Source organism: Streptomyces sp. NPDC038213 (assembly GCF_055600495.1).
The window spans coordinates 453,802-475,541 of record NZ_JBVJYM010000003.1; the positions used below are offsets into that span (position 1 = coordinate 453,802).

12 protein-coding genes are annotated in these 21,740 nt (G+C 71.9%); 6 read left to right on the forward strand and 6 right to left on the reverse strand.

Annotated elements, in window-relative coordinates; all coding sequences use genetic code 11:
- Positions 1–207: 207 nt before the first annotated feature.
- Both ACZ7JZ_RS07240 and ACZ7JZ_RS07245 read right to left on the reverse strand, forming a co-directional pair.
- Positions 208–1,410 carry an LCP family protein gene (locus ACZ7JZ_RS07240; RefSeq protein ID WP_470934116.1) on the reverse strand — a complete coding sequence of 401 codons (1,203 nt, stop codon included), beginning with the start codon at positions 1,408–1,410 and terminating at the stop codon, positions 208–210.
- Between the two features lie 210 nt (positions 1,411–1,620).
- Positions 1,621–2,370 carry a TIGR03089 family protein gene (locus ACZ7JZ_RS07245; protein ID WP_470934118.1) on the reverse strand — a complete coding sequence of 250 codons (750 nt, stop codon included), beginning with the start codon at positions 2,368–2,370 and terminating at the stop codon, positions 1,621–1,623.
- A gap of 150 nt (positions 2,371–2,520) precedes the next feature.
- On the opposite strand from ACZ7JZ_RS07245, the gene ACZ7JZ_RS07250 reads away from it, so the two are divergent.
- The 3 genes from ACZ7JZ_RS07250 (at position 2,521) to ACZ7JZ_RS07260 (ending at position 6,386) form a co-directional block, all read left to right on the forward strand.
- On the forward strand, positions 2,521–4,068 hold the full coding sequence (locus ACZ7JZ_RS07250; RefSeq protein ID WP_470934120.1) for a peptidoglycan recognition protein family protein: 1,548 nt from the start codon (positions 2,521–2,523) through the stop codon (positions 4,066–4,068).
- 57 nt (positions 4,069–4,125) lie between these two features.
- Entirely contained in the window at positions 4,126–5,214 is a 1,089-nt protein-coding gene (gene manB, locus ACZ7JZ_RS07255) for a mannose-1-phosphate guanylyltransferase (RefSeq protein WP_470934122.1), read from the forward strand.
- A gap of 128 nt (positions 5,215–5,342) precedes the next feature.
- A complete protein-coding gene (locus ACZ7JZ_RS07260; RefSeq protein ID WP_470934124.1) occupies positions 5,343–6,386 on the forward strand; it encodes a DNA-3-methyladenine glycosylase family protein in 1,044 nt (347 codons plus the stop codon).
- 105 nt (positions 6,387–6,491) lie between these two features.
- Here the strand turns inward: ACZ7JZ_RS07260 and ACZ7JZ_RS07265 are convergent, their stop codons facing one another.
- Complete coding sequence (locus ACZ7JZ_RS07265; RefSeq protein ID WP_470934126.1) at positions 6,492–10,025, reverse strand: DNRLRE domain-containing protein; 3,534 nt, start codon at positions 10,023–10,025, stop codon at positions 6,492–6,494.
- 536 nt (positions 10,026–10,561) lie between these two features.
- On the opposite strand from ACZ7JZ_RS07265, the gene ACZ7JZ_RS07270 reads away from it, so the two are divergent.
- Positions 10,562–17,278: an RHS repeat domain-containing protein gene (locus ACZ7JZ_RS07270; protein WP_470934128.1), complete on the forward strand. Its 6,717-nt coding sequence runs from the start codon at positions 10,562–10,564 to the stop codon at positions 17,276–17,278.
- A 12-nt stretch (positions 17,279–17,290) separates the two neighbouring features.
- Complete coding sequence (locus ACZ7JZ_RS07275; RefSeq protein ID WP_470934130.1) at positions 17,291–17,683, forward strand: hypothetical protein; 393 nt, start codon at positions 17,291–17,293, stop codon at positions 17,681–17,683.
- A gap of 79 nt (positions 17,684–17,762) precedes the next feature.
- Here the strand turns inward: ACZ7JZ_RS07275 and ACZ7JZ_RS07280 are convergent, their stop codons facing one another.
- The 3 genes from ACZ7JZ_RS07280 to ACZ7JZ_RS07290 form a co-directional block, all read right to left on the reverse strand.
- The gene (locus tag ACZ7JZ_RS07280; RefSeq protein ID WP_470934216.1) at positions 17,763–19,034 is read right to left on the reverse strand and encodes a coenzyme F420-0:L-glutamate ligase; all 1,272 of its coding nucleotides are present in this window, start codon (positions 19,032–19,034) and stop codon (positions 17,763–17,765) included.
- 74 nt (positions 19,035–19,108) lie between these two features.
- Positions 19,109–20,068 carry a 2-phospho-L-lactate transferase gene (gene cofD / locus ACZ7JZ_RS07285; protein WP_470934132.1) on the reverse strand — a complete coding sequence of 320 codons (960 nt, stop codon included), beginning with the start codon at positions 20,066–20,068 and terminating at the stop codon, positions 19,109–19,111.
- 67 nt (positions 20,069–20,135) lie between these two features.
- A complete protein-coding gene (locus ACZ7JZ_RS07290) occupies positions 20,136–20,669 on the reverse strand; it encodes a cysteine dioxygenase (RefSeq protein ID WP_470934134.1) in 534 nt (177 codons plus the stop codon).
- A 638-nt stretch (positions 20,670–21,307) separates the two neighbouring features.
- On the opposite strand from ACZ7JZ_RS07290, the gene ACZ7JZ_RS07295 reads away from it, so the two are divergent.
- Positions 21,308–21,571, forward strand: a complete 264-nt coding sequence (locus ACZ7JZ_RS07295; RefSeq protein ID WP_226734470.1) for a WhiB family transcriptional regulator — start codon at positions 21,308–21,310, stop codon at positions 21,569–21,571.
- Positions 21,572–21,740: the final 169 nt, after the last annotated feature.

A 21,740-nucleotide genomic window follows, 5' to 3' on the forward strand; every position in this document is an offset into this window, starting at 1 on the left:
CGGTGCCACACGAGGCGCCTCCCCCCAGGCGCTTCGGTAATCGCGATCCGGCAGTGCACGGCCAGGTCTGTGGCGGCCGGGGCACCGGACCGCTCACCCTATCCGCCCTGTTGAGCTTCAAACCATGCTGGTGACAAACTCCACTTGCCTTATAACTGGGCAATCCGCCCATCCTGCTCCGTGAGACGTCGGGCTTTTTGGATTGCTTTACCGGCAGGGGGAGGTGCCGGCCGTCGTCCCCGTGAACGTGGGGGCCGGGCCGGAGGGTTCGGGGGAGGGCTCCGCAGGCCCGGACGTGCTGCTCCGCCTGCTCCCGCCGTCCGCCTGCGCGGGTTCGTCCGGCGCCTCGACCACGGCCAGCGGCTGGTCCGTCCGCAGCTGCCGGAACAGTCGTTCGGCATCCGGTTCGAGCAGTTCGTCCCGGTTCGGGTTGGCCGCGTACGGCTGCCTGGGCGCCGTGAGGAACTGCACCTTCTCCGTCGGGATGTCCCGGACGCTGCGCACCAGCTCGTACAGCCCGCGCAGGGAGGCCAGGTCGGGGTCGGTGGTCACCGAGGAGGTGGCCGCGTCGAGCAGCGGGTAGAGGCGGGCGGGATTGAGCAGGACCCCGTTGCTCTGCACCTTCTCGACCATCGAGGCGAGGAACTGCTGCTGGCGGTCCATCCGCTCGGTGTCGGATCCGTTGCCCAGGCTGTAGCGGGCGCGGACGAAGCCGAGGGCCTGCTCCCCGCGCAGCGTCTGGCGGCCCGCGGGCAGCTTCAGCTTCGCCTCGGCGTCGTCCACGGGCTGCTTGAGGCACACCTCGACCCCGCCGATGGCGTCGATCATCTTCTTGAACCCGCCGAAGTCGATCACCATGTGGTGGTCGATCCGGATCCCCGTCATCTTCTCGACCGTACGGATCGTGCAGGCCGCGCCGCCGAACTGGAAGGCCCAGTTGAACTGCGCGAACTGCGCCGGGCTGCGGGTGCCGTCGGGCTTCAGGCAGGGCGGGACCTGTGCCATCAGGTCCCGGGGTATCGAGACCGCCGTCGCGCTCTTCCGGTCGGCCGCCAGGTGCAGCAGGATCGTGGTGTCGGAGCGCTGGGTTCCCTTGTCGCGCCCGTAGCGGGCGTTCGCGGCGCCGGCGCGGCTGTCCGAGCCGATCAACAGGATGTTCTGGGCCCCGCGGACGGTCAGCGCCGGGCGCTCGCTCTCGTAGCGCTCCAGTTCGGAGGCGGCCGTGGTGTCGGCGGTGATGTTCCCGTCGAGCTTGCGGTACAGCCACCAGCCGAGCCCGGCCCCCAGCAGCACCAGCAGGGCGGTACCGATCCCGATCCAGCGCAGCAGCCGGCGCCGCCGCCGGACCGGGGGCCCGGACATGCCCCCGGCCGGAGCGTCCCGGTCCGGCCTGCCTGCGCTCTGCGTCACGGAAACGTCCACCCTTCACGCGTCGGCGGGGCCGCCGGTACCGCTGCGACCTCCGTCGATCATCCATCGGAGGTACGGGAGGGGCTCGGGGGCAAGCCTATCCATTCCGCCATGTGAGTGACAAAAGGGATATCTCTGCTGTTGGGCGGTGTGGGTGACCCGGGCGGGGCGTCGGTCAGACCGTGTGGGTGACCCGGGCGGGGGTGCCCGTCAGACCGTGTGGGTGACCCGCTCGCTCTCCACCCGCTGGGCCAGGCCCTCCGCGGACAGCTGGTCGAGGTTGCGGCACAGCACCACCGAGGCGCCCGCCGCCAGCGGCGCGAACAGCCCGGCCGACAGGCCCTCCCAGTCCCCGTACCCGCGCCCGGTCAGCACCCGGGAGCCGGGCTCCAGGCCCAGGGCGGCCGCGTCCCGGCGGGCCCGGTCGACCAGTTCCGCGTACGAGAGCTCCAGGCCGCCGACGGCGAGCCCGTCCCCCGCGGGGTCCACCGGGACGAAGGGGGCGAACCGGTCGCCCTGCCCCGGCACCTCGACCGCGTAGTCCGCGAAACCGGCCGGCGGCTGCGGGAAGCGGCCGCCCAGCGGGCGCAGGGCCAGCGCCATCCGCTCGCCGGAGCAGGCCCGCGCCTCCTCCAGGGTCTCCGGCCCGCTCACCACCAGGTCCGCGTCCGCCGGGTCCCCGCCGATCTCCACCGCGACCCCGACCGAGGCGCAGGCGGTCAGCCACACGGCGCTCTGCCAGTGGGCGGGCAGCAGCAGGGCCAGGCGGTCGCCGGGTCCGGCGGACAGGTCGCCCTGGAGGAGGTTGGCCGTCTTGGCCACCCAGTTGGCGAAGGTGGCCACGGACAATTCCACGCGTTCGCCGGTGGCGTCGTCGTAGAAGGTGACCAGCGGGCGGGCCGGGTCCGCGGCGAGCGCGGATCGCAGCAGGTCGGCAGGGGTGCGGTCGTTGGCGTTCACCCGGCACAGGGTACGCGGGCCCCGGCCGGCCCCCTCGCCCGTACGGCCCCGGACCGGTCCGTCGTACGGGGGACGGCTGACGGCGTGTCACCGGACGGTTCATCAGATTTCGGATGGCGGGCGGCCGGGAGTGTGCCCAGCATCTCTTCCATGCGTGGATTCCTTGCTTCCTCGATCGGCGTCGCGACCGCGGCCGCACTGGCCCTCCCGCTCGCGCTCCCCACCTCTTCCCTGGCCGCGGCCGCCCCGGTGGCCCCGGCCACACCTGCTGCCCCCGCGATCCCTGTGGTCCCGTCGGCCCCCGAGGCCCCGGCCGGCACCACCCAGTCCCTCCCGCTGGCCCCCCTCGGCCCGGCCGCCCCCCGGGCCACCCGGGTCCCCGGCATGGCGTCGGCCGCCCCGCGCGGCCCGCAGGAGCAGGGCCTGGCCGCCCGCGAGGTCAGGACCTTCTCGCTGGTCGGCGTCGTCTGGGACGACGCGGCCACGGAGCTCCACGGCCGGGTCCAGGTCCGCACCCGCTCGGCCGCCACCGCCCTGTGGTCCGACTGGCAGGACGTGGAGACCCACAACACCGAGCACGCCGCCGACTACGGCACCGAGGAGCGCGCCTCCGGCCGGGTCCGCGGCAGCACCGCCCCGCTGTGGGTGGGCGAGTCCGACGGCATCGAGGTCCGCGTCCAGGCCGAACCGGGCACCACGGGCACCGCACGGACCCCGGACTCCCCGGACCGCCTGGTGGTCGGCCACCTGCCCTCCGGGATGCGCATCGAACTGGTCGACCCCGGCACGGCCGAGGCCCCCGCCGCGGACGACGGCAAACCGGGCGGCGACGAGGACAAGACCCCGCAGCAGAACCGCCCCGCGACCCAGCCCCAGCAGCCCGCCGCATCCCAGCCGAAACAGCCCGCATCCCAGCCGAAGCAGCCCGCCGCCCCGCAGGGCCTCGGCATGGCCGCCGCCGAGGCCTCCTCCGCCAATGTGCCCCTCGCCCCCCTCGGCGCCGACGAGATCGCCGAGCAGACCAAGGCCGACTCCACCGCCGACGCCATGGTCGCCCTGGAGGGCCAGGCCGTCCTCGCCCCCGCCCGCCCCTTCGTCGGCCCCCGCCCCCGCATCGTGACCCGCAAGGGCTGGGGGGCCAACGAATCGCTGCGCGAGCCCGGCTTCGCGTACACGAAGACCGTCAAGGCGGCCTTCGTCCACCACAGCGCCTCCGGGAACAACTACAAGTGCAGCGAGGCCCCCGCCGTCCTGCGCAGCCTGTACCGCTACCACGTGGTCAGCAGCGGCTGGCGCGACCTCGGCTACAACTTCGCCGTCGACAAGTGCGGCACCGTCTACGAGGGCCGCGCCGGCGGGGTCGCCAAGGCCGTGCTCGGCGCCCACACCATGGGCTTCAACGGCAACAGCATGGGCGTGGCCGTCCTCGGCTCGTACACGGACACCAGCCCGCCGGCCGCCGCCGTGAAGTCCGTCGCCCAGCTGACCGCCTGGAAGCTCGGCCTGTACGGCGCCAACCCCCTCGGCAAGACCAGCCTCACCTCCGGGGGCGGCAACCGCTACCCCAAGGGCAAGGCGGTCAAGCTCAACGTGATCTCCGGGCACCGCGACGGATTCGCCACCGAATGCCCCGGACGCAAGCTCTACGGAAAGCTCGGTACGGCCCGGACCTCATCCGCCCGATTCCAGGGCCGGTGACGCTCTGCCTACACTGGCGCACCCATCCGTGGCGCGGCAGGAAGCAGAGAGACCACCTTGAGTTCGACCGAAGCGATCCTCCTGGTAGGCGGCAGAGGCACCCGGCTGCGCCCGCTGACGGTGAACACCCCCAAGCCGATGGTCCCGGCCGCGGGGGTGCCGTTCCTCACCCACCAGCTGGCCCGGGCGAAGGCGGCGGGGGTCGAGCACATCGTCCTCGCCACCTCTTACCTGGCGGAGGTCTTCGAACCGCACTTCGGCGACGGCTCCGCCCTCGGCCTGCACCTGGAGTACGTCACCGAGGAGGAGCCCCTCGGCACCGGCGGGGCCATCCGCAACGTCTCCGCCCGGCTGCGCTCCGGCCCCGACGACCCCGTCCTGATCTTCAACGGCGACATCCTCACCGGCCTGGACATCAGGGCCCTCCTCGACACCCACCGCAGCTCGGGGGCCGACGTCTCCCTCCACCTCACCAAGGTCGAGGACCCCCGGGCCTTCGGCCTGGTCCCCACGGACGCCACCGGCCGCGTCACGGCCTTCCTGGAGAAGCCGCAGACCCCCGAGGAGATCGTCACCGACCAGGTCAACGCGGGCGCGTACGTCTTCCGCCGCTCGGTCATCGACACCATCCCGGCCGGCCGCCCGGTCTCCGTGGAGCGCGAGACCTTCCCCGAGCTGCTCGCCGCCGGCGCGCACCTCCAGGGCATGGTCGACTCCACGTACTGGCTGGACCTGGGCCACCCGCGGTCCTTCGTCCGCGGGTCGGCCGACCTGGTCCTCGGCCGCGCCCCCTCCCCGGCGGTCCCGGGTCCCCGCGGCGAATCCCTGGTCCTCCCGGGCGCCCGGGTGTCCGCCGACGCCACGCTGTCCGGCGGTACGGTCGTCTCGGAGCAGGCCGAGATCGGCGCCGGCGCCCGCGTCCACGGCAGCGCGGTCCTCCCGGGCGCGGTCATCGGCCCCGGCGCGGTTGTCACCGACTCGTACATCGGCCCCGCCGCCCGCATCGGCGCCCGCACCACCCTGACGGACGCGGTGGTAGGCGACGCGGCGGTCATAGGCGCCGACAACGAACTCACCGCAGGCGCCCGAATCTGGTGCGAAGCAGTCCTCCCCCCAGCCACCATCCGCTTCTCCCCCGACCAGTAGCCTCCCCACCCGAACGCGCCCCCCAGCCGAATCCAGCCCCGCCGGCGCTTGAGGCGCGGGGCCCGGGGCGGAGCCCCGGTTCGGGAAGGGGCGGGTAGGGGAAAGCCCCGCAGGGCTACCCTCGAAGGGTGGCCACCCGCTTCACCCCCCGCACCCCCCTCACCCGTACCGCCGTCCGAGGCGGCCGCACCGACGTGCCCACCCCCACGCGGCCCCCCACCCCCACGACCACCCCCGCCCCCAGGACCCGCACCTGGACCCCACCCGGCCCCACCCACCTCGGCCTCACCCTCGGCCCCCTCCGCCGCGGCCCCGCCGACCCCTCCTTCGCCACCACCCCCGACGGCTCCGTCTGGCGCGCCACCCGCACCCCGCAGGGCCCCGGCACCCTCCGCATCCGCGCGGACGCGCAGACCGGCACCATCGGGGCGGAGTCCTGGGGCCCGGGAGCGGACTGGCTCCTCGACACCCTCCCCGCCCTCCTCGGCGCGGACGACGACCCCGCCGCCTTCGTCCCCCGCCACCGCCTGGTGCACGCGAGCCACCGCAGCCGCCCCGGCCTGCGCCTGACCCGGACCGGCCTGGTCCTCGAGACCCTGATCCCGGTGGTCCTGGAGCAGAAGGTCACGACCGAGGAGGCGTACCGCGCCTGGCGCCGCCTCCTCCTCCAGCACGGGGAACCGGCCCCTGGCCCGCCCGGCACCCTCCCGGGCCTCCCCGCCCTGCACGTCATGCCCGACCCCCGCACCTGGACCCGCATCCCCTCCTGGGACTGGCACAAGGCCGGCGTCGACCAGAAGCGCTCCGGCACGATCGTGCGCGCCGCCCGCGTGGCCCCCCGCCTCGAAGAGGCCGCCCGCATGGCCCTCCCGGAGGCCACCGCCCGCCTGGAGCTGATCCCCGGCATCGGCCCCTGGACCTCCGCCGAAACCCTCCAGCGCAGCAACGGCACGGCCGCCGCCGACGCCGTCACCACCGGCGACCTCCACCTCCCGGGCATCATCGGCTACGCCCTCACCGGCAACCGCGACGCCGACGACGCCGAGATGCTCTCCCTCCTCGCCCCGTACGCGGGCCAGCGCCACCGCGCCGCCCGCCTGATCCTCCTCACGGGCCGCACCCCGCCCCGCCGCACCCCCCGCATGCCCCGCACGGACATCGGGCGGCTCTGAACGGCTCCGAAGGCCTGGCCGGACCCCGGCAGGCACACGGAAGGGGCGGGCCCCGGTGGAACCGATTCGGTTCCACCGGGGCCCGCCCCGTCCCCTACGGCCTCGTCAGCCGATGGCCAGCTTCTGCGTCCAGCCCACGCCGTTGCTGTTCGCGATGATCACCGTTCCGGCTCCGGGCAGGACCCCCGTCTCACCGCCGTAGAACCGCACCGCCCCGTCCTTGGCCAGGGTCCACACGTCCGGCACCCCGTTGCCGTTGGCGTCCGGAGTGCCCGTCAGCAGCGGGATGCTCGCCCGGGACCAGCCGCCGCCGGTGTACGAGATGTCCACGCCGCCCGGGGAGGCGGAGTCGGCCGCCGCGGCCAGTGAGGACGGGTCCACCCCGCCGCCTGCGGCCGGCTTGCCCAGCCGCAGGAACATCTTGGCGTGGGTGTCACTGCGGTACAGCAGGTCGGTCACGCCGTCGTCGTCGACGTCCTGGGCGGTCACGAGGTCGCGGTCCGACCAGGCCGTGGAGCTGAGCCGGCGGGCGTCCTCGACGGTGGCGCCGTTGTAGCCGATGAACATCCACATCTCGGATCCGGCGGTGACGAACAGGTCCGTCTTGCCGTCCCCGGTCGCATCGCCCGCGGAGACGATCTGCCGGTACGAGGCCGGGTCCGGGGCGTCCGACGGCAGCACGATCTGCTGCCGCTTGTCGATGTTCACCGCGCCGTACCCGTCGCCCGGGTAGACCCACAGCCTGCCGTCCTTGCGGGCGATCAGGTCCTGCAGGCCGTCGCCGCCGTACACGTCACCGAGGTGCGTGATCAGCGTGCCCTTCCAGTAGCCCGAGGGGGCACCCGAGAAGGCGGGCAGGCCGTCGTTGCCGTTGGGGTCCTTGGCCGGGTTGTTGCGGTACGCGCCCGCCATGGAGAACCCGAGGTCGCCGGTGCCCTTGACCAGGTCCGTCTGGTGCTCGGACGGGTACAGCCGCAGGTTGCCGTTGGCGTCCACGACCATCAGGTCGGGGAGCCTGTCACCGGTGAAGTCGCCCGGCGCGTCCGCCTCGTCCCGCGGGGAGAGGTAGAAGAGGTACTTGCGCGGCTCCGACTTGTGCCCGGCGTCGTCGACGGCCCGTACGTACAGCACGTTGGGGCCGGCCAGCGGCGGCTTCGCGTTGGACACGGACGTCAGGGTGGTCGTCGCGGCACCGGCCGTGCGCTCCGCCTTGAAGGGGTACGCGCCCTGGTTGAACCCGTACTCGTAGTAGTCCACGTCGGTCTGGGCGGCCTTGAACTGGAAGGTGCCCGACTCGCCGAACTTCTTCTTGCTCCACAGCGAGTCCTCGCCGTCGCTGCCGAAGCCGTTGTCCAGCGCGTCGGCGTCGGCGAAGTCGGTGGAGAGCACGGTGGGCGGCGAGGGCCGCGCGCTGTCGAAGACGAACCGGCAGGGGGTCGTGGCCGGCGAGTACCGGACCGAGGACGAACCGGTCTTGTCGACGGTCTTGGCCCGCCAGGAGTAGGTCTGGCCGTTGACCAGCTTCAGCCCGGTGGAACCGGTGGCGAAGGGGTCGGTGTGCGTGCTGCCCGAGCTGCCGCCCAGGGCGGCCTTCCCCTTGGAGCCGAGCAGGTTGCCGCTGCCGCCGGTGGGCCACAGCTCGAAGTTGACCGAGGACAGGTTGCCGTCCTTGTCCTTCGCGGCGGCCCAGAACGTCAGCGTGGACGAGCCCACGTTGATGTACGGGGCGGTGGTGTCACAGCTGAAGTCGGGGGAGAGGTCGAGGTTGGTCGGGGGCTCCGGGCGCCGGTTGTACTCCAGGAGCACGTGCGGGTCGTTGCCGCCGTCCGCCTGGAACTTCTTCCAGGCGAACTGGTCGTTCTCGTTGACCGCCTTGAAGCCGATGGTCATCGTCGGCCAGCCGCCGTTGACCGCGCGCTGCGCCGTGGGCTTCACGTCGAAGCTGACGTACTTGTCGGGGCAGGAGGCGGACTTCCAGCCGTGCGCGAACTTGCCGCCGCCGATGCGGTTGCCCGAGTGCATCGAGGGCGCGTTGTGCCAGTTCGTCTTCGAGGTGATCGGCGTGGTGACGTGCACGTCCATGCTGCGGGCGCTGCACGACCAGGCGTAGGTCTCCAGTGCGTACAGCTTGGCGGAGGTGACGACGGCGCCCTGGAGGTCCTTGTCCCAGTCGATGGAGAAGAACGACCGGGAGGTGCCCCAGGTGTCGGACTCGTAGCCGACCCGGGCCTCGTGGGTGCCGCCCTTGTTGAAGTTCTTGCCGTTGTAGAAGCTGGCGTTCTTGTGCCGGCTGTAGGCGGTGGTCCAGTCGTTGGTGTGCTTGTTCACCGACGGGTCGATGAAGACCGGGTAGACCGTCGACGGGTCGTTCAGGAACTCCTGGTCGGCGGTGACGGTCCAGTTCGAGCCCTCCAGGTCGGTGGCGACCACCGTGCCGTGGGAGTCGGGCTGGGGGCCGTTCAGCGCGGGCAGCGACAGGGTCGAGGCGGCACCGGTCTGCGAGGGCTCGGGGGAGGCTTCGGGAGGCGCGGTGGGTTCGGGGCCGGCGCCGGAGGTGGCCGAGGGGTCCGCCGCCTCGTCACCGGCCTCCGGGAGGGTCTCGTGGAACAGGTCGCCGTCGTCGCCGTCGTTGACCGAGTCGGTGGGCTCGGGGGTGGCCGTCTCGGACTCCGTCGGGTCGGGCCCGGGGGTCCCGCCCTCTTCGGGGCTCTCGGTGGGGAGCACCTCCTCGCCCGGGGCGGCGCTGCTGCCGCCCTGGCCGTCGGTGGTGGTGGGCACGCCCGCGCTGTCCCACATCAGCGGGGTGGGGGACTCGGCCACGTCGGTGCCGTTCTCGTCGAGCGCGCTGACCACGTTGGTCAGCGGGTCGAGGGAGAAGGTCAGGTCCGGGGAGCTCAGGCCGTACGAGAGCGTGGCCACCTTCGGGTTCGCCGCGGCCTCACGGGTCTTGACCACGAGGAGCTGTGCGAAGCCGCCGTCGTCGGCGGTCAGCACCAGGTCGGCGCCGGGCAGGATCTCCGGGTACAGGGCGCGGGAGCCGTCGATCACCGGGGTCGGGATGGCCTCGGGCCAGGTCACGACGATCTGGTGCTCACCCACGGTGAGCGTGGCGAGGGTGTTCCCGGTGCCCGGGGTGATCCCGGACAGCAGGGAGACCCGGCGCACGTTCGCCCGGGAGGCGCGCTCCGGACCCTGGCCCGCCTTGCCCGTACCGGACCCGGCGGCCGGGGCCGGGGCCCCGCCGGAGAACACCGCCGGGGTGTTGACCGACCTGGGTGCCCAGCCCCCGTCCACCTTCTCCAGCCGGGTGTCGACGGGCTTCCACACCCCGTTCACCTTGGCGCGGACCGGACTTGCGTGGATCTTGCGCAGCATCGTTCCGCCGGGCTTGGCCCAGGTGGTCGAGTACGCCGTCCTCAGGGCCGTCGCCTCTACCGGTTTGCCGGTCTCCGCAGCCCGCGCAGCGGCTTCTGATTCGCCAACAGGAACGTTTGCCCGCGCTCCCTTTGAGTCTGCCGTGGACGCGTCCTCCCCGTCCTGGCCCAGTCCGACGTACGTCAGTCCGGTCGCCAGCACGGCCGCCGCCGCTCCGGCCGCCAGCGCCCGGCGACCGGGCGCGCGGCGCCATCTGCTCGTCATGAGCGAAGTTCCCTTTCCCCCCACCGGTACGACCGTGATGCGGTCGTGACCAGGCTCTTTTCGCGATCTTGGGCGCGCCGGAGGCCTTTGTACGACGGGCATGACGCGCCTGCGCATCATGCCCGCCGGGGCCGGAGTCGTCATCTGGGACGCCTGCGGGGGGTCGGCCCGGCGGACGGGGTCACCCAGGCCGCCCGAGGTCGGAATGCGGGCGCTTCCGCAGGGGAGCAACATTCTGATTACGCCTCAATCTGGCATGAAATCATCGGCAGTTTCTCCCGTATTCCTAGGAATCCCTGCCGAATTGCCATAGTTGGCGCCCATGGCCTTTACGGCAGGAGAGGGCGGGTTGGTCCGCATCCGGCGAGACTGAACCCCATCGTCCGCTTAATCCCGTGGCGATGATCACTTGATCTGGTCTTTATGCGTCGCATCCGCACACAATCGGCCGATCACCGTGGGATACCTGTGCGCACGTGCGCGCGGGCTCCCGTTCTAAAAGTCCGGGGGGACTTGCTTTGCCTGCACAGCCATCCGTGCGCAGACGCCTGCGCGCCACCTTCATCCCGGCGCTCGGCGCCGCCACGCTGGTAGCCCTGCTGCCCGCGCAGGCGCTGGCCCAGCCTCCGGACCCGGACGCCGGTACCGTCTCCGTACCCCGCGAGAGCCTCGCGCTTGAGGCGCTGCCCGACGCGCGGTACGTGTCCGGTGTGAACCGGGACGCCAATCTGAGCCGGATCGGCGTGCCCGTGCCGGCCACCCAGACGGCGCCCCCGGCCGGTACCACCACCAAGCCCCTGGCGGCGGCCGACACCGTCACGTTCGGCAGCGCCGTCCAGCCGGCCTCCTTCGCCACCCCGGTCGCGGACGCGGAGCCGGTGGCCCCGCAGCGGGTCGGCACCCTGCCGGTCAAGATCGGTCAGGCCGAGGGCGCGGCGGCCCCCACCGGCACCTGGCGCGTGGACATCGCGAGCCCCGCCGCCCCCGTCTCCGAGGGCGTCGAGGGCTCCGTGCTGACCGTCAGTGCGCCGAGCACCGGCACCGTGCCGGTCAAGGTGCAGGTCGAGTACGGGGCGTACCGGAACTTCAACGGCGCCGACTGGTCCTCCCGGCTGCGCCTGGTCCAGTTCCCCGAGTGCTACGCGACCACTCCCGACCTGGAGGAGTGCCAGCAGTACACCGAGCTGGAGACGGTCAACGACGCCCAGGCCAAGACGATGACGGCCACCGTCGACACCGTCGCCGACGGCACCACCGTCCCGGCCTCCGCCCCGGCCGTGCCGCAGGCGAACGGCTCCGGAGTGGTGCAGGCCACCTGGGTCCAGCCCGTGTCCTCCTCCGGCGACAAGGCCGTCATCGGCGCCGTCGACTCGGGCGCCTCCGAGAGCGGCACGTTCAAGGCCGGCGCCCTGGTCTCCAGCGGCTCCTGGGCCGCGGGCGACGCCTCCGGCGGCTTCAGCTGGGAGTACCCGCTGACGGTGCCCCCGGCCCCGGCGGGTCCCGCACCCAAGATCGCCTTCAAGTACAACTCCCAGTACGTGGACGGCAAGACCTCCACGTCGACCCCGCAGTCCTCCTGGCTCGGCGAGGGCTGGGAGTACGACCCGGGCCGCATCGAGCGCCGCTACCGGGCCTGCAAGGACGACACCAAGGCGGTCGCCGCGGGCGCCGCCAACAACACGTCCAAGAAGGACAAGGAGTCCTCGGACCTCTGCTGGGTGTCCGACAACGCCGTCATCTCCCTCAACGGCAAGACCTCCGAGCTGGTGAAGGTGGGCTCCACCCAGACCTACCGGCTCCAGAACGACGACGGCACCCGCGTCGAGCGCCGCACCGGCATGGACAACGGCGACAACGACGGCGAGTACTGGGTCGTCACCACCACCGACGGCACCCAGTACTTCTACGGCCTGGACAAGATCGGCGGCGGCCACGCCGACACCGACTCGGTCCTCACCGTCCCGGTCTTCGGCAACCACCCCGGCGAGCCCTGCCACGCGAGCGCCTTCGCGGACTCCCGCTGCGGCGCCGGCAAGCGGCAGGCGTGGCAGTGGGGCCTCGACAAGGTCCTCGACGTCCACGGCAACGTGATGATCGTCAACTGGGCCCGCGCCACCAACTACTACGCGGTGAACAAGAAGTTCAAGACCCCCGAGGTCTACCACCGCGGCGCCCTGCCCGACTTCATCGAGTACGGACTGCGCAACGACAACCTCGGCGGCACCCCCGCCGCGAAGGTCAACTTCGGTCTCTACCAGCGCTGCCTGTCCGGCACCCCGGCCTGCGACTCCGAGAAGTTCGACAACACCAAGGACCCGGCCTCCTACCGCCCCTGGTGGGACACCCCCGGCAACCTGAACTGCAAGTCGGACTCCAAGCTGTGCCCGGCCTTCCCGTCCTTCTGGATCCGGATGCGCCTGGGCTACGTCGCCACCTACGCCCACCGCCCCGGCGCCACCGGCCTCGTCAAGGTCGACCAGTACCAGCTCAAGCAGTCCTTCCCGCGTGACTGGTACAGCACCTCCCCGGCGATGTGGCTCAACGGCATCACCCACTACGGCTACACGCCCACCGCCACCAGCGGCACCCTCATGTCCAAGGAGGGCGTGACCTTCGAGCCCTACACGGTCGGCCCCGGCGAGCCGCTGTCCGGCTACCTGAAGGACAAGCAGCTCCCCAACCTGGTCCCCAAGGACTCCAAGGACCAGCGCCCGCCGTTCACCCGCCCCCGCATCGGCACCGTCTACACCCAGCACGGCGGCCAGATCGACGTGACGTACAAGGGCGGCTGCCAGTACCAGCCGGCCGTGGCCCCCGAGAACAACACCAGGACCTGCTTCCCGGTCCGCTGGTCCCCGGACGGCGAGGAGAAGAAGCCGGCCCTGGCCTGGTTCAACAAGTACCTCGTCCACACGGTCACCGAGAACGACCGCATCACCGGGGTGTCCGACCGCGTCACCACCCGCTACGACTACTCCGGCGCGGCCTGGGCCAAGAGCGAGGACGAGTTCACCCGGCCCGAGCTGCGGACCCACAGCGACTGGCGCGGCTTCCAGAAGGTCACCACGACCAAGGGCAAGAAGAGCAGCGCCGCCCCGCAGACCCAGTCGTACTCCGTCGCCCGCTTCTTCCGCGGCACCGGCGGAGCCGTCAAGGACTCCACCGGTACGGTCACCCTGCTCGCGGACGACAGCGACGCCTACGCCGGCATGGTCGCCGAGACCATCACCTACGACGGCACCGGCGGCAGGGTCCTCAAGAGGACCCTGAACCAGCCGTGGTCCCGCCAGACCGCCTCCCGCACCCGCGAGGGCACCCCGGCACTGGTCGCGTACCAGACCGGGGTCAAGCGCAGCGAGGCGATCCAGACCGTCGGCAGCAGCTGGCAGGCCGTCCGCACGGACACCACCGTCGACGCCACCCACAACCTGCCCACGCAGGTCGAGGTGTCCGTGGTCAAGCCCAACGGAACCGGCGAGACCCTCAGCGACCAGACCTGCGCCACCACGCAGTACGTCCACAACACGGACGCCAACCTGATCGGCCTGGTGTACCGCGTCCGCAAGACCGGCACCAACTGCGCCCAGCACAACACCTCGGCGGGTTCCGCCGCGCTCATCACAGCCGAGCTGACCGCCTACGACGGCCAGGCCTGGAACACCGCGCCCACCAAGGGCCTGGTGACCTCCACCGCCGAGTCCAACGCCGACGGCACCAGCCACAGCATCGTCACCACCAGCACCTACGACCCCCTGGGCCGCATCCGCACCGTCAAGCGGCCGGTGACCGGCACCACGGAGACCCGCTACACCCCCGGCGACACCGGAGGCCCGGTCACCTCGGTGACCACGGTCAACGAAAAGGGTCACACCACCGTCAACGACCTCGACCCCGGCCGGGGCCTGCCGATCACGATCACCGACCTCAACGGCCGCGTCGTGCGCAACGAGTACGACGCCTTCGGCCGCCTGGTCAAGGGCTGGACGGCGAGCCGCTCCGGCGGCAGCCAGAAGCCCGACGTGACCGTCTCCTACCAGATGGCGGACGCCTCCTCCTCGACGACCAGGCCCTCCGCGGTGACGGTATCGAAGATCAAGGACGACGAGACCTACACCAAGCAGGTCACGATCTACGACGGCCTGATGCGCGAGGTCCAGACCCAGGCGGAAGCCCACGGCCCCGGCCGCGTCGTCGTGGACACCCGCTACAACGACCACGGCCTCGTGGCCGAGACCACCACGCCGTACCTGGTCAAGGGCGAGCCCGCGACCGTCCAGTTCAAGCGCGTCTCCGACACCCTCGTGCCGATGCTCACCCGCACGCAGTACGACGGCCTGGAGCGCCCCGTGCGCGCCAGCCACTACCGCGGCGGCGCGTTCATGAACTACAACAAGTGGGTCTACGGCGACACCAACACCGTCGCCTTCCCGGCCGGCGGCGCCAAGCCCGCGACGAACACCTGGACCGACGCCCTCGGCCGCGTGACCAAGATCCAGCACGCGTCCAGCGTCTCCAGCACCCCGATCTGGCGCAGCACCACGTACGGCTACGACTCCCGCGGCAACCGCGAGAAGGTCACCGACCCCGCGGGCAACGTCTGGTCCTGGACCTTCGACACCCGCCACCGCGCCCTCAGCAGCACGGACCCCGACACGGGCACCGTGTACTACGGGTACGACGACGCCGACCGCCGCACCTCCGCGTCGGACAACCGGGGCACCGTCCACACCTCGTACGACGTGCTCGGCCGCATCACGGCCGTGCGCACCGGCGGCACCGAGTCCGCCCCGATCCGCGAGTTCACCTACGACACCCTGCCCGGCGCGCTGGGCAAGCTGGTCTCCTCGATCCGCCACGACCCCAGCGGCGACTACGTCAACCGGGTCACCGGCTACGACACCGAGTACCGGCCCACCGGCCGCGAGACGGTCATCCCGGCGAACTCCATGACCACCGGGGTCTCCGGCACGTACAAGTACGCCTTCGCCTACACGCCCACCGGCAAGCTGCTCAGCACCACGCTCCCGGCCAAGGGCGGGCTCGCGGCGGAGAAGGTCGTCACCCGGTACACGTCCGACGGCCTGCCCGAGAGCACTTCGGGCGCCACCTGGTACACCTCCGACGTGCAGTACTCCCCGTACGGGGAGGCGCTGCGCACCACCAGCGGTGCCCAGCCCTACCGGGTCTGGACCACCAACTTCCTCAACGACTACACCGGCCAGCTCCAGCGCACCGTCGTGGACCGCGAGTCCTCGACCTCGCCGCGGGTCAGCAGCTCGCACTACTCGTACGACTACGCGGGCAACATCAGCTCCCAGGCGCGCAAGCTGACCGACGGCAGCACGTCCACGTGGGACACCCAGTGCTACACGCACGACGTCGCCGGCCAGATGGTCCACGCGTGGACCTCGAACATCACCCCGACGCTGGCCAGCACCGGCTGCAAGAGCGCGGACGGCACCACCTGGGGCCCCCGCACCGACCAGCGGGCCATCCGCGGGCCCATCGCCCGCGCCGCCGACAGCGTCACCGACACCACCGCCCCGGACAGCACCCTGACCGCCTCGCTGGCGGCCAACGCCCCCGCGGCGGGCACGGTCGCGGGCGGTGCCACCGGCTACTACGACAGCTACACCTTCGACGTCATCGGCAACCGCGCCACCCAGGTCAAGCACGACCCGGCCGACCCCACGAAGGACGTCAAGCTCACCTACGCGTACGGCAAGACGGTCGCCGGCAACGGCACCTCGGCCCCGTACGAGACCCAGCCCCACACCCTGACCTCGGTGGTCTCCGAGCCGGGGACCGACAGCTCGTACGTCTACGACGCCGCGGGCAACACCACCACCCGCACCCTGCCCGGCGGCACCCAGGACCTCGTCTGGACCCGGGAGAACCGCCTCGACACGATCAAGGCGGGCGGGGTCACCACCAAGTACGTCTACGACGCCGACGGCAACCGCCTGCTGGAGAACACCCCCTCGGGCAGCGTCCTCTACCTCGGCGAGATGGAGCTGACGACCGCCGCGGGCGCGATCACCAAGGCCAGCCGGGTCTACACCCACGACGGCGCGCCCTCCGTGGTCCGGTCCACCCTCAACGGCGCCACCACGGGCCACAAGCTGGACGTCCTGATCGCCGACCAGGTCGGCACCGCCACCACGACCATCGCCCTGACCTCCGGCCAGGCGGTCACCCGCCGCTCGTACAAGCCGTTCGGCGAGGTCCGCGGCACCAAGCCGGCCTCGTGGCCGAACAAGCGCGGCTACCTCGGCGTCGGTGTGGAGGACCCCTCCGGCCTCACCCACCTGGGCGCCCGCGAGTACGACCCGTCGACCGGCCGGTTCGCCTCGGCGGACGCGCTGATCGACTTCGCCGACCCGCTCCAGGTCAACGGCTACGCGTACAGCCACAACAACCCGGTCACGCGCAGCGACCCGACGGGCCTCTTCGATCCGGACGAGCGCGAGTACTGCACCAAGTCCCCGGGTGACTGCACCCACGGCCGCTACGTCGGCGAGGACAAGGGCAAGGACACCGACCCCACCCCCGACGAGGACCCGAACAACAAGCGGCCCACGTACTGGGACGAGCAGCACAAGTACGACTCCGACCGCGCCGAGACCCTGCGGAAGGCACGTCTCAGGCAGATCATCAGGGAGCACAAGTTCAACGTCGGCCGGTTCCTGGACAAGGTCGAGGACATCGACCGCCGGACCTGTCGCCATGCCGGCCCGGAGAAGGCCGGCTGCTTCGGCGCCTCCCTCGGCACGCAGTGGATGGTTGCGGACTACCTCGAGGACATCATCGAGCTCATCGACGAGTCCTGGAGCAAGTCCACGGACGGAGCCAAGCCCGACAAGCAGCAGAAGCGGGGTAAGGACGGACCGCACTTCGCCTTCGACGACGCCGAGTTCGAGCTCGCGCTCTACCTCGCGGGCAACGGGCAGGAGGTCAAATCCCGCAACGACCAGCCCGGCGGCAAGGGCAAGCACTTCGACGCCTGGGTCGGGGGTGTGGCCACCGAGTTCAAGGTACTGAAGTCGAACAAGGCGAGCACGGTCCAGGAGGCCCTCAAGGCCGGCCGTGGCAAGGGTGCCGATGTCGTCATCATCGACGGCCGCAACGCCGACATATCCTTCGATACGGCCAAGGCCGGGCTCAAGTCCTTCGTGAACAACAGCAGCTCGCACGACTTCACCCACGTGCGGCTGATCGGCTACGGCTACGACCGGACCTGGCATGTGCGCTGAGCCGAGGACACGATGAGCGAATACGACATCCACGCGGGGTTCCGGGGGCCGCAGGTTCCCGGGGCCACGCTGGGGGAGGCACTCCGTGCCGACCTCGAAGCGGCCCTCGGCGTCACCTTCTCCGGTGACGCCGGGGCGCCGTCCCCCTCCTTCACCTGGGGCGACGGGGACTGCTGGCTGAGCGTCTGGGTCGCGGTGCCCCCGGACCTCGACGAGCCGCACCGTTCCCACCCGGCCCGCGTCTCCGCCGTTCAGACGGACACGGACGCGTTCGCGCACCGCGTCTTCGAGGCGCTGGACGGAACGGGCAGGTACTCGCTCTTCATGATCGAGGACCACGAGGACCTCGTCCGGACCAACTCGCACCTCGCCCGCACCCAGTGGGACGAGGCGCACGAGGACTGAGCCCCCGCACGGCAGAAGGCCGGTGCCCCGTACGGAATCCGTACGGGGCACCGGCCTTTTCACGCGCGCGCGGTCCCGGTCAGCGCACCTCGATGAAATCGGCCGCGTCGCGTGCCGGACGGTCCTTCGCGGGCTCCGCCGCGTGCCCCACCGCGACCGCGCCCATCGGGTCCCAGTCCTCCGGCAGGTCCAGGACCTTGCGGACCACGTCGCGGCAGAACATCGTGGACGAGACCCAGGCCGAGCCCAGCCGCTCGCCCGCGAGGGCGACCAGGAAGTTCTGGACGCCCGCGCCCGCCGCGACCACGAACATCTCGCGCTCCGCCGCGTCCCGCCGCGCGTGCCCGTAGTGGTGCGCCCCGTCCGTGACCAGGCAGGGCACCACCAGGTACGGGGCCCTGCGCAGCACGTCCCCGCGCCGGATCCGCTTCTCCACCGACTCCGGGGACCTGCCGTCCCGCTCCAGGTCCGCGATCCACGCGGCGCGCATCGCGTCCAGCAGCTCCGTGCGCGCCCGCTCCGATTCGAGGAGCACGAACCGCCACGGGGTGGTGTGGTGCGGGGCCGGTGCCGTGACCGCCGCGGCCACCGCGCGCCGGACCGCGCCCGGGTCCACCGGGTCCGCGGTGAAGGCCCGTACGGTACGCCGCTGGGTGACGGCCTCGCGGACCGCCTCCGAGGTGCCCAGCCGGAACATGTCGTCGGCCGCGCCGCGCACCAGCTCCCGGGCCGAACCCTCGCCGCGTACGTGCCCCAGCCCGCGGACCACGGCCACCGGCAGGCCGCCCGCCTTGCCCTTGACCAGGTCGCCGGCGGCGGCGAGCTCGTCGGCGGTGGCGACCACGGTGGCGCTGAGCGGGTTGCCGTGGGAGTCCGTACCGCCGCGCAGGTCGTCCAGGACCCGCACCCCGGCCGCGCCGATGGCCACGTCCGTCAGGCCCGTGCGCCACGGGCGCCCGAAGGTGTCGGTGACGATCACGCCGACGTCCGCGCCCAGGGCGCGGGCGAGGCCCGCCCGGATCTCCCGTGCGGAGCGGTCCGGGTCCTCGGGCAGGAGGAGGACGGTGCCGGGCGCCGTGTTGGAGGCGTCCACGCCGGCCGCCGCCATCACCAGCCCCTGCCGGTTCTCGACGATGCGCAGGGGGCCGCGGCGGGCGACCACCCGGACCGTCTCGGCGTCTATGGCCGCCTCGCGGGAGTCCGCGGCCACGATCCGACCCTCGGCCTTGGAGACGATCTTCGAGGTGACGAGGAGGACGTCCCCGTCCGCGAGGCCGGGGGCCGCGGCGGCGATCAGCGCGGCGAGGTCGTCGCCCGGGCGGACCTCGGGCAGGCCGGGCACCGCCCACACCTCGTACGAGGGCCCGCGGCGGCCCGGCTGCGGCGGGTCGTCCTGCGGTCGGGCCCCCTGCGGACCGGCACCCGTCACCGTGCCGCCTCCGCCAGGTCCAGGGCCGCGCGGGCCATCGCCGCCGTGGCCGCGGTGCCGGTCATCATGAGCGGCACCGCGCGGCAGGCGATCCCGCCCGCCTCGACCTCGGCGACGGCCGCCGCGTCCGCGGTGTCCACCAGCCAGCCGTCGAGCAGTTCGGAGCCGTAGTGCAGGGCCACGGCCGCGGCGGTGGACTCCACGCCCACGGCGGCGAGCACCTTGTCGGCCATGCCGCGCACGGGGGCGCCGCCGACGATGGGGGAGAGGCCGACCACGGGGGCGGCGGCCGCGGCCACCGCCTCCCGGATGCCGGGGACGGCGAGGATCGTGCCCACCGACACCACCGGGTTGGACGGCGGGAAGAGGACCACGTCGGCCGCGGCGACGGCCTCCAGCACCCCGGGGGCGGGCTTGGCCTGCTCGGCGCCGACGGGGACGACGGCCTCCGCGTCGGCGGAGGCCCGCATCTTGACCCAGTACTCCTGGAAGTGCACGACGCGCTTCTCGCCGCTGCCGGGGTCGGTGAGGGCCACGTGGGTCTCGACCCGGTCGTCGGTCATGGGCAGCAGCCGGACCCCGGGCTGCCAGCGGTCGCACAGGGCCTCGGTCACGGCGCTGAGCGGGTACCCGGCCGAGAGCATCTGGGTCCGGACGATGTGGGTGGCGAAATCGCGGTCGCCGAGGCCGAACCAGGAGGGGCCGACGCCGTACGCGGCCAGCTCCTCCTTGACGGTGAAGGACTCGTCGGCGCGGCCCCAGCCCTGGCCCTCGTCGATGCCGCCGCCGAGGGTGTACATCACCGTGTCCAGGTCGGGGCAGACCTTGAGCCCGAACAGGTGGATGTCGTCACCGGTGTTGCCGATGACCGTGATGTCCGCGCCGGGCGCGGCCGCCTTGAGCCCGCGGAGGAAGCGGGCGCCGCCGATGCCGCCGGCCAGTACAACAATGCGCATGGGCGCAGTCTGCCAGGCGGGCGCGGCGGGGTGTCAGGCGGTCGGGCCTGGGTATCCGCGGCAGGTGTCAGGAACTCAGGGCCGCGGTCTCGGCGGCGTGGTGCAGCCGCCCGGTGCCGTACGCCGTCGCGGCCGCCGGGGCGTGGTGCATCGGCATGTCGGTCAGGCCGGGGAAGTAGACGTGCAGGCTGACGGCCGCTTCGAGGGAGTCGTTGACGACCTCGTGGACGTGGCCGGGGGCGAAGATCCGCTCGCTGCCGGGGCCGAGGGAGAGGTGTCCGCGCGGGTTGCGCTCGGTCAGCGCGCCGTCGAGGACGGTCATGACGGCGGAGGAGCCGCCGTGGTCGTGGAGCCCGCTGCCCTGGCCGGGGACCCAGCTCAGTACGTAGACCTCGTAGCCGGGGCCGGTGCGCAGCCGGTGGTACCAGCGGGTGGTGGCGTCGTACTCGACCAGGTGCTCCCACTGGGTGCGGTCGGCGGCGATCGAGCGGGCGAGTCCGGCGAACTCGGCGACGGTGGTGGGGTGTTCCTTGGCGGGCTGGAGCAGGTGCTGGACGGCGAGGATGTCGCCGGCGATCTGGAGGTCGCTGTCCTGGTTCATGGGGTGGTTCCTCGACGGATGTCGGACCTGCGCGGGGGTGCGGGTGAGGGGGCGTCCGCGCGGTCGGGGCTGCTGTGGGCGGGCTGGAGCTCTGGTGGCTTCAACAGCTGCAACAGCAACAGCGAACCTGGGCAGCGCAGAGGAACCCACGAATGGGGGTCCCGGAGTGCGCTGTGTTCGCCGACATGCAGTCAAGGAGAACGGGTGGCGGGGGCGACTGTCAACCCAATGTCTGCTTTGGGGGAAATCTTTCACCTCATCCGGTTACTGTGCACGGAGAAAGGTTTGTGCACCTCTGACCAGGGCATGTGGCGCAGCAGCCCGCCCGGACGGCGTCAGGTCGTGACCGGACTGTGATCCGCACCGCTTCTGCCGCCGGACCGCAACAACGGCACTCCCGGGTGCGTCCGTTACGGGTGAGGTTTCCGAGCCGGATGATGCGCGTGGCATGTGTCACGATTTTTGGCGATATGAACACTTTCTGCATAGGCTTGGTTCCGCAGAGTGAATAAGGGGCCCAATAGCAGATCCCGGCTTGACTGCCCCGGAGCCACACACTTGTAATTTCACTCGTGTCGTTTGACCACATTCGGTGACGACGTCATCACGGGGACGCAAAAGACAGACGAGGGGCGCACATGACCGAGCTGTTTCAGGAACTGCTGGTCGAGGAGGCGGACGAGGAGGCCGGATGGCAGGAGCGCGCCTTGTGCGCCCAGACCGATCCCGAGTCCTTCTTTCCCGAGAAGGGCGGCTCCACCCGCGAGGCCAAGAAGGTCTGCCTCGCCTGTGAGGTCCGCTCCGAGTGCCTCGAATACGCCCTCGCCAACGACGAGCGCTTCGGTATCTGGGGCGGCCTGTCCGAGCGCGAGCGCCGCCGCCTGAAGAAGGCCGCCGTCTGACCCGCACACCGCCCGGCCCCGGCCGGCAGCACCACCCGCACGACAATCGCTGCACGTCATGAAAAACCAGACGGTCCGCCTCCTGCCCCTTCCCCGCAGGAGGCGGACCGCTGTGTGCGCAGCCGTTAGTGTGGGGCGCTGTCCAGCAGCCTCCGGGGCACGCCCCGGA

Bases quoted from the DNA above. Each gene is read 5' to 3' on its own strand.
- ACZ7JZ_RS07250 (WP_470934120.1), top strand. From the start codon at position 2,521: ATGCGTGGATTCCTTGCTTCCTCGATCGGCGTCGCGACCGCGGCCGCA.
- ACZ7JZ_RS07265 (WP_470934126.1), bottom strand. From the start codon at position 10,025: ATGACGAGCAGATGGCGCCGCGCGCCCGGTCGCCGGGCGCTGGCGGCC.
- ACZ7JZ_RS07275 (WP_470934130.1), top strand. From the start codon at position 17,291: ATGAGCGAATACGACATCCACGCGGGGTTCCGGGGGCCGCAGGTTCCC.
- cofD (WP_470934132.1), bottom strand. From the start codon at position 20,068: ATGCGCATTGTTGTACTGGCCGGCGGCATCGGCGGCGCCCGCTTCCTC.
- ACZ7JZ_RS07290 (WP_470934134.1), bottom strand. From the start codon at position 20,669: ATGAACCAGGACAGCGACCTCCAGATCGCCGGCGACATCCTCGCCGTC.
- ACZ7JZ_RS07295 (WP_226734470.1), top strand. From the start codon at position 21,308: ATGACCGAGCTGTTTCAGGAACTGCTGGTCGAGGAGGCGGACGAGGAG.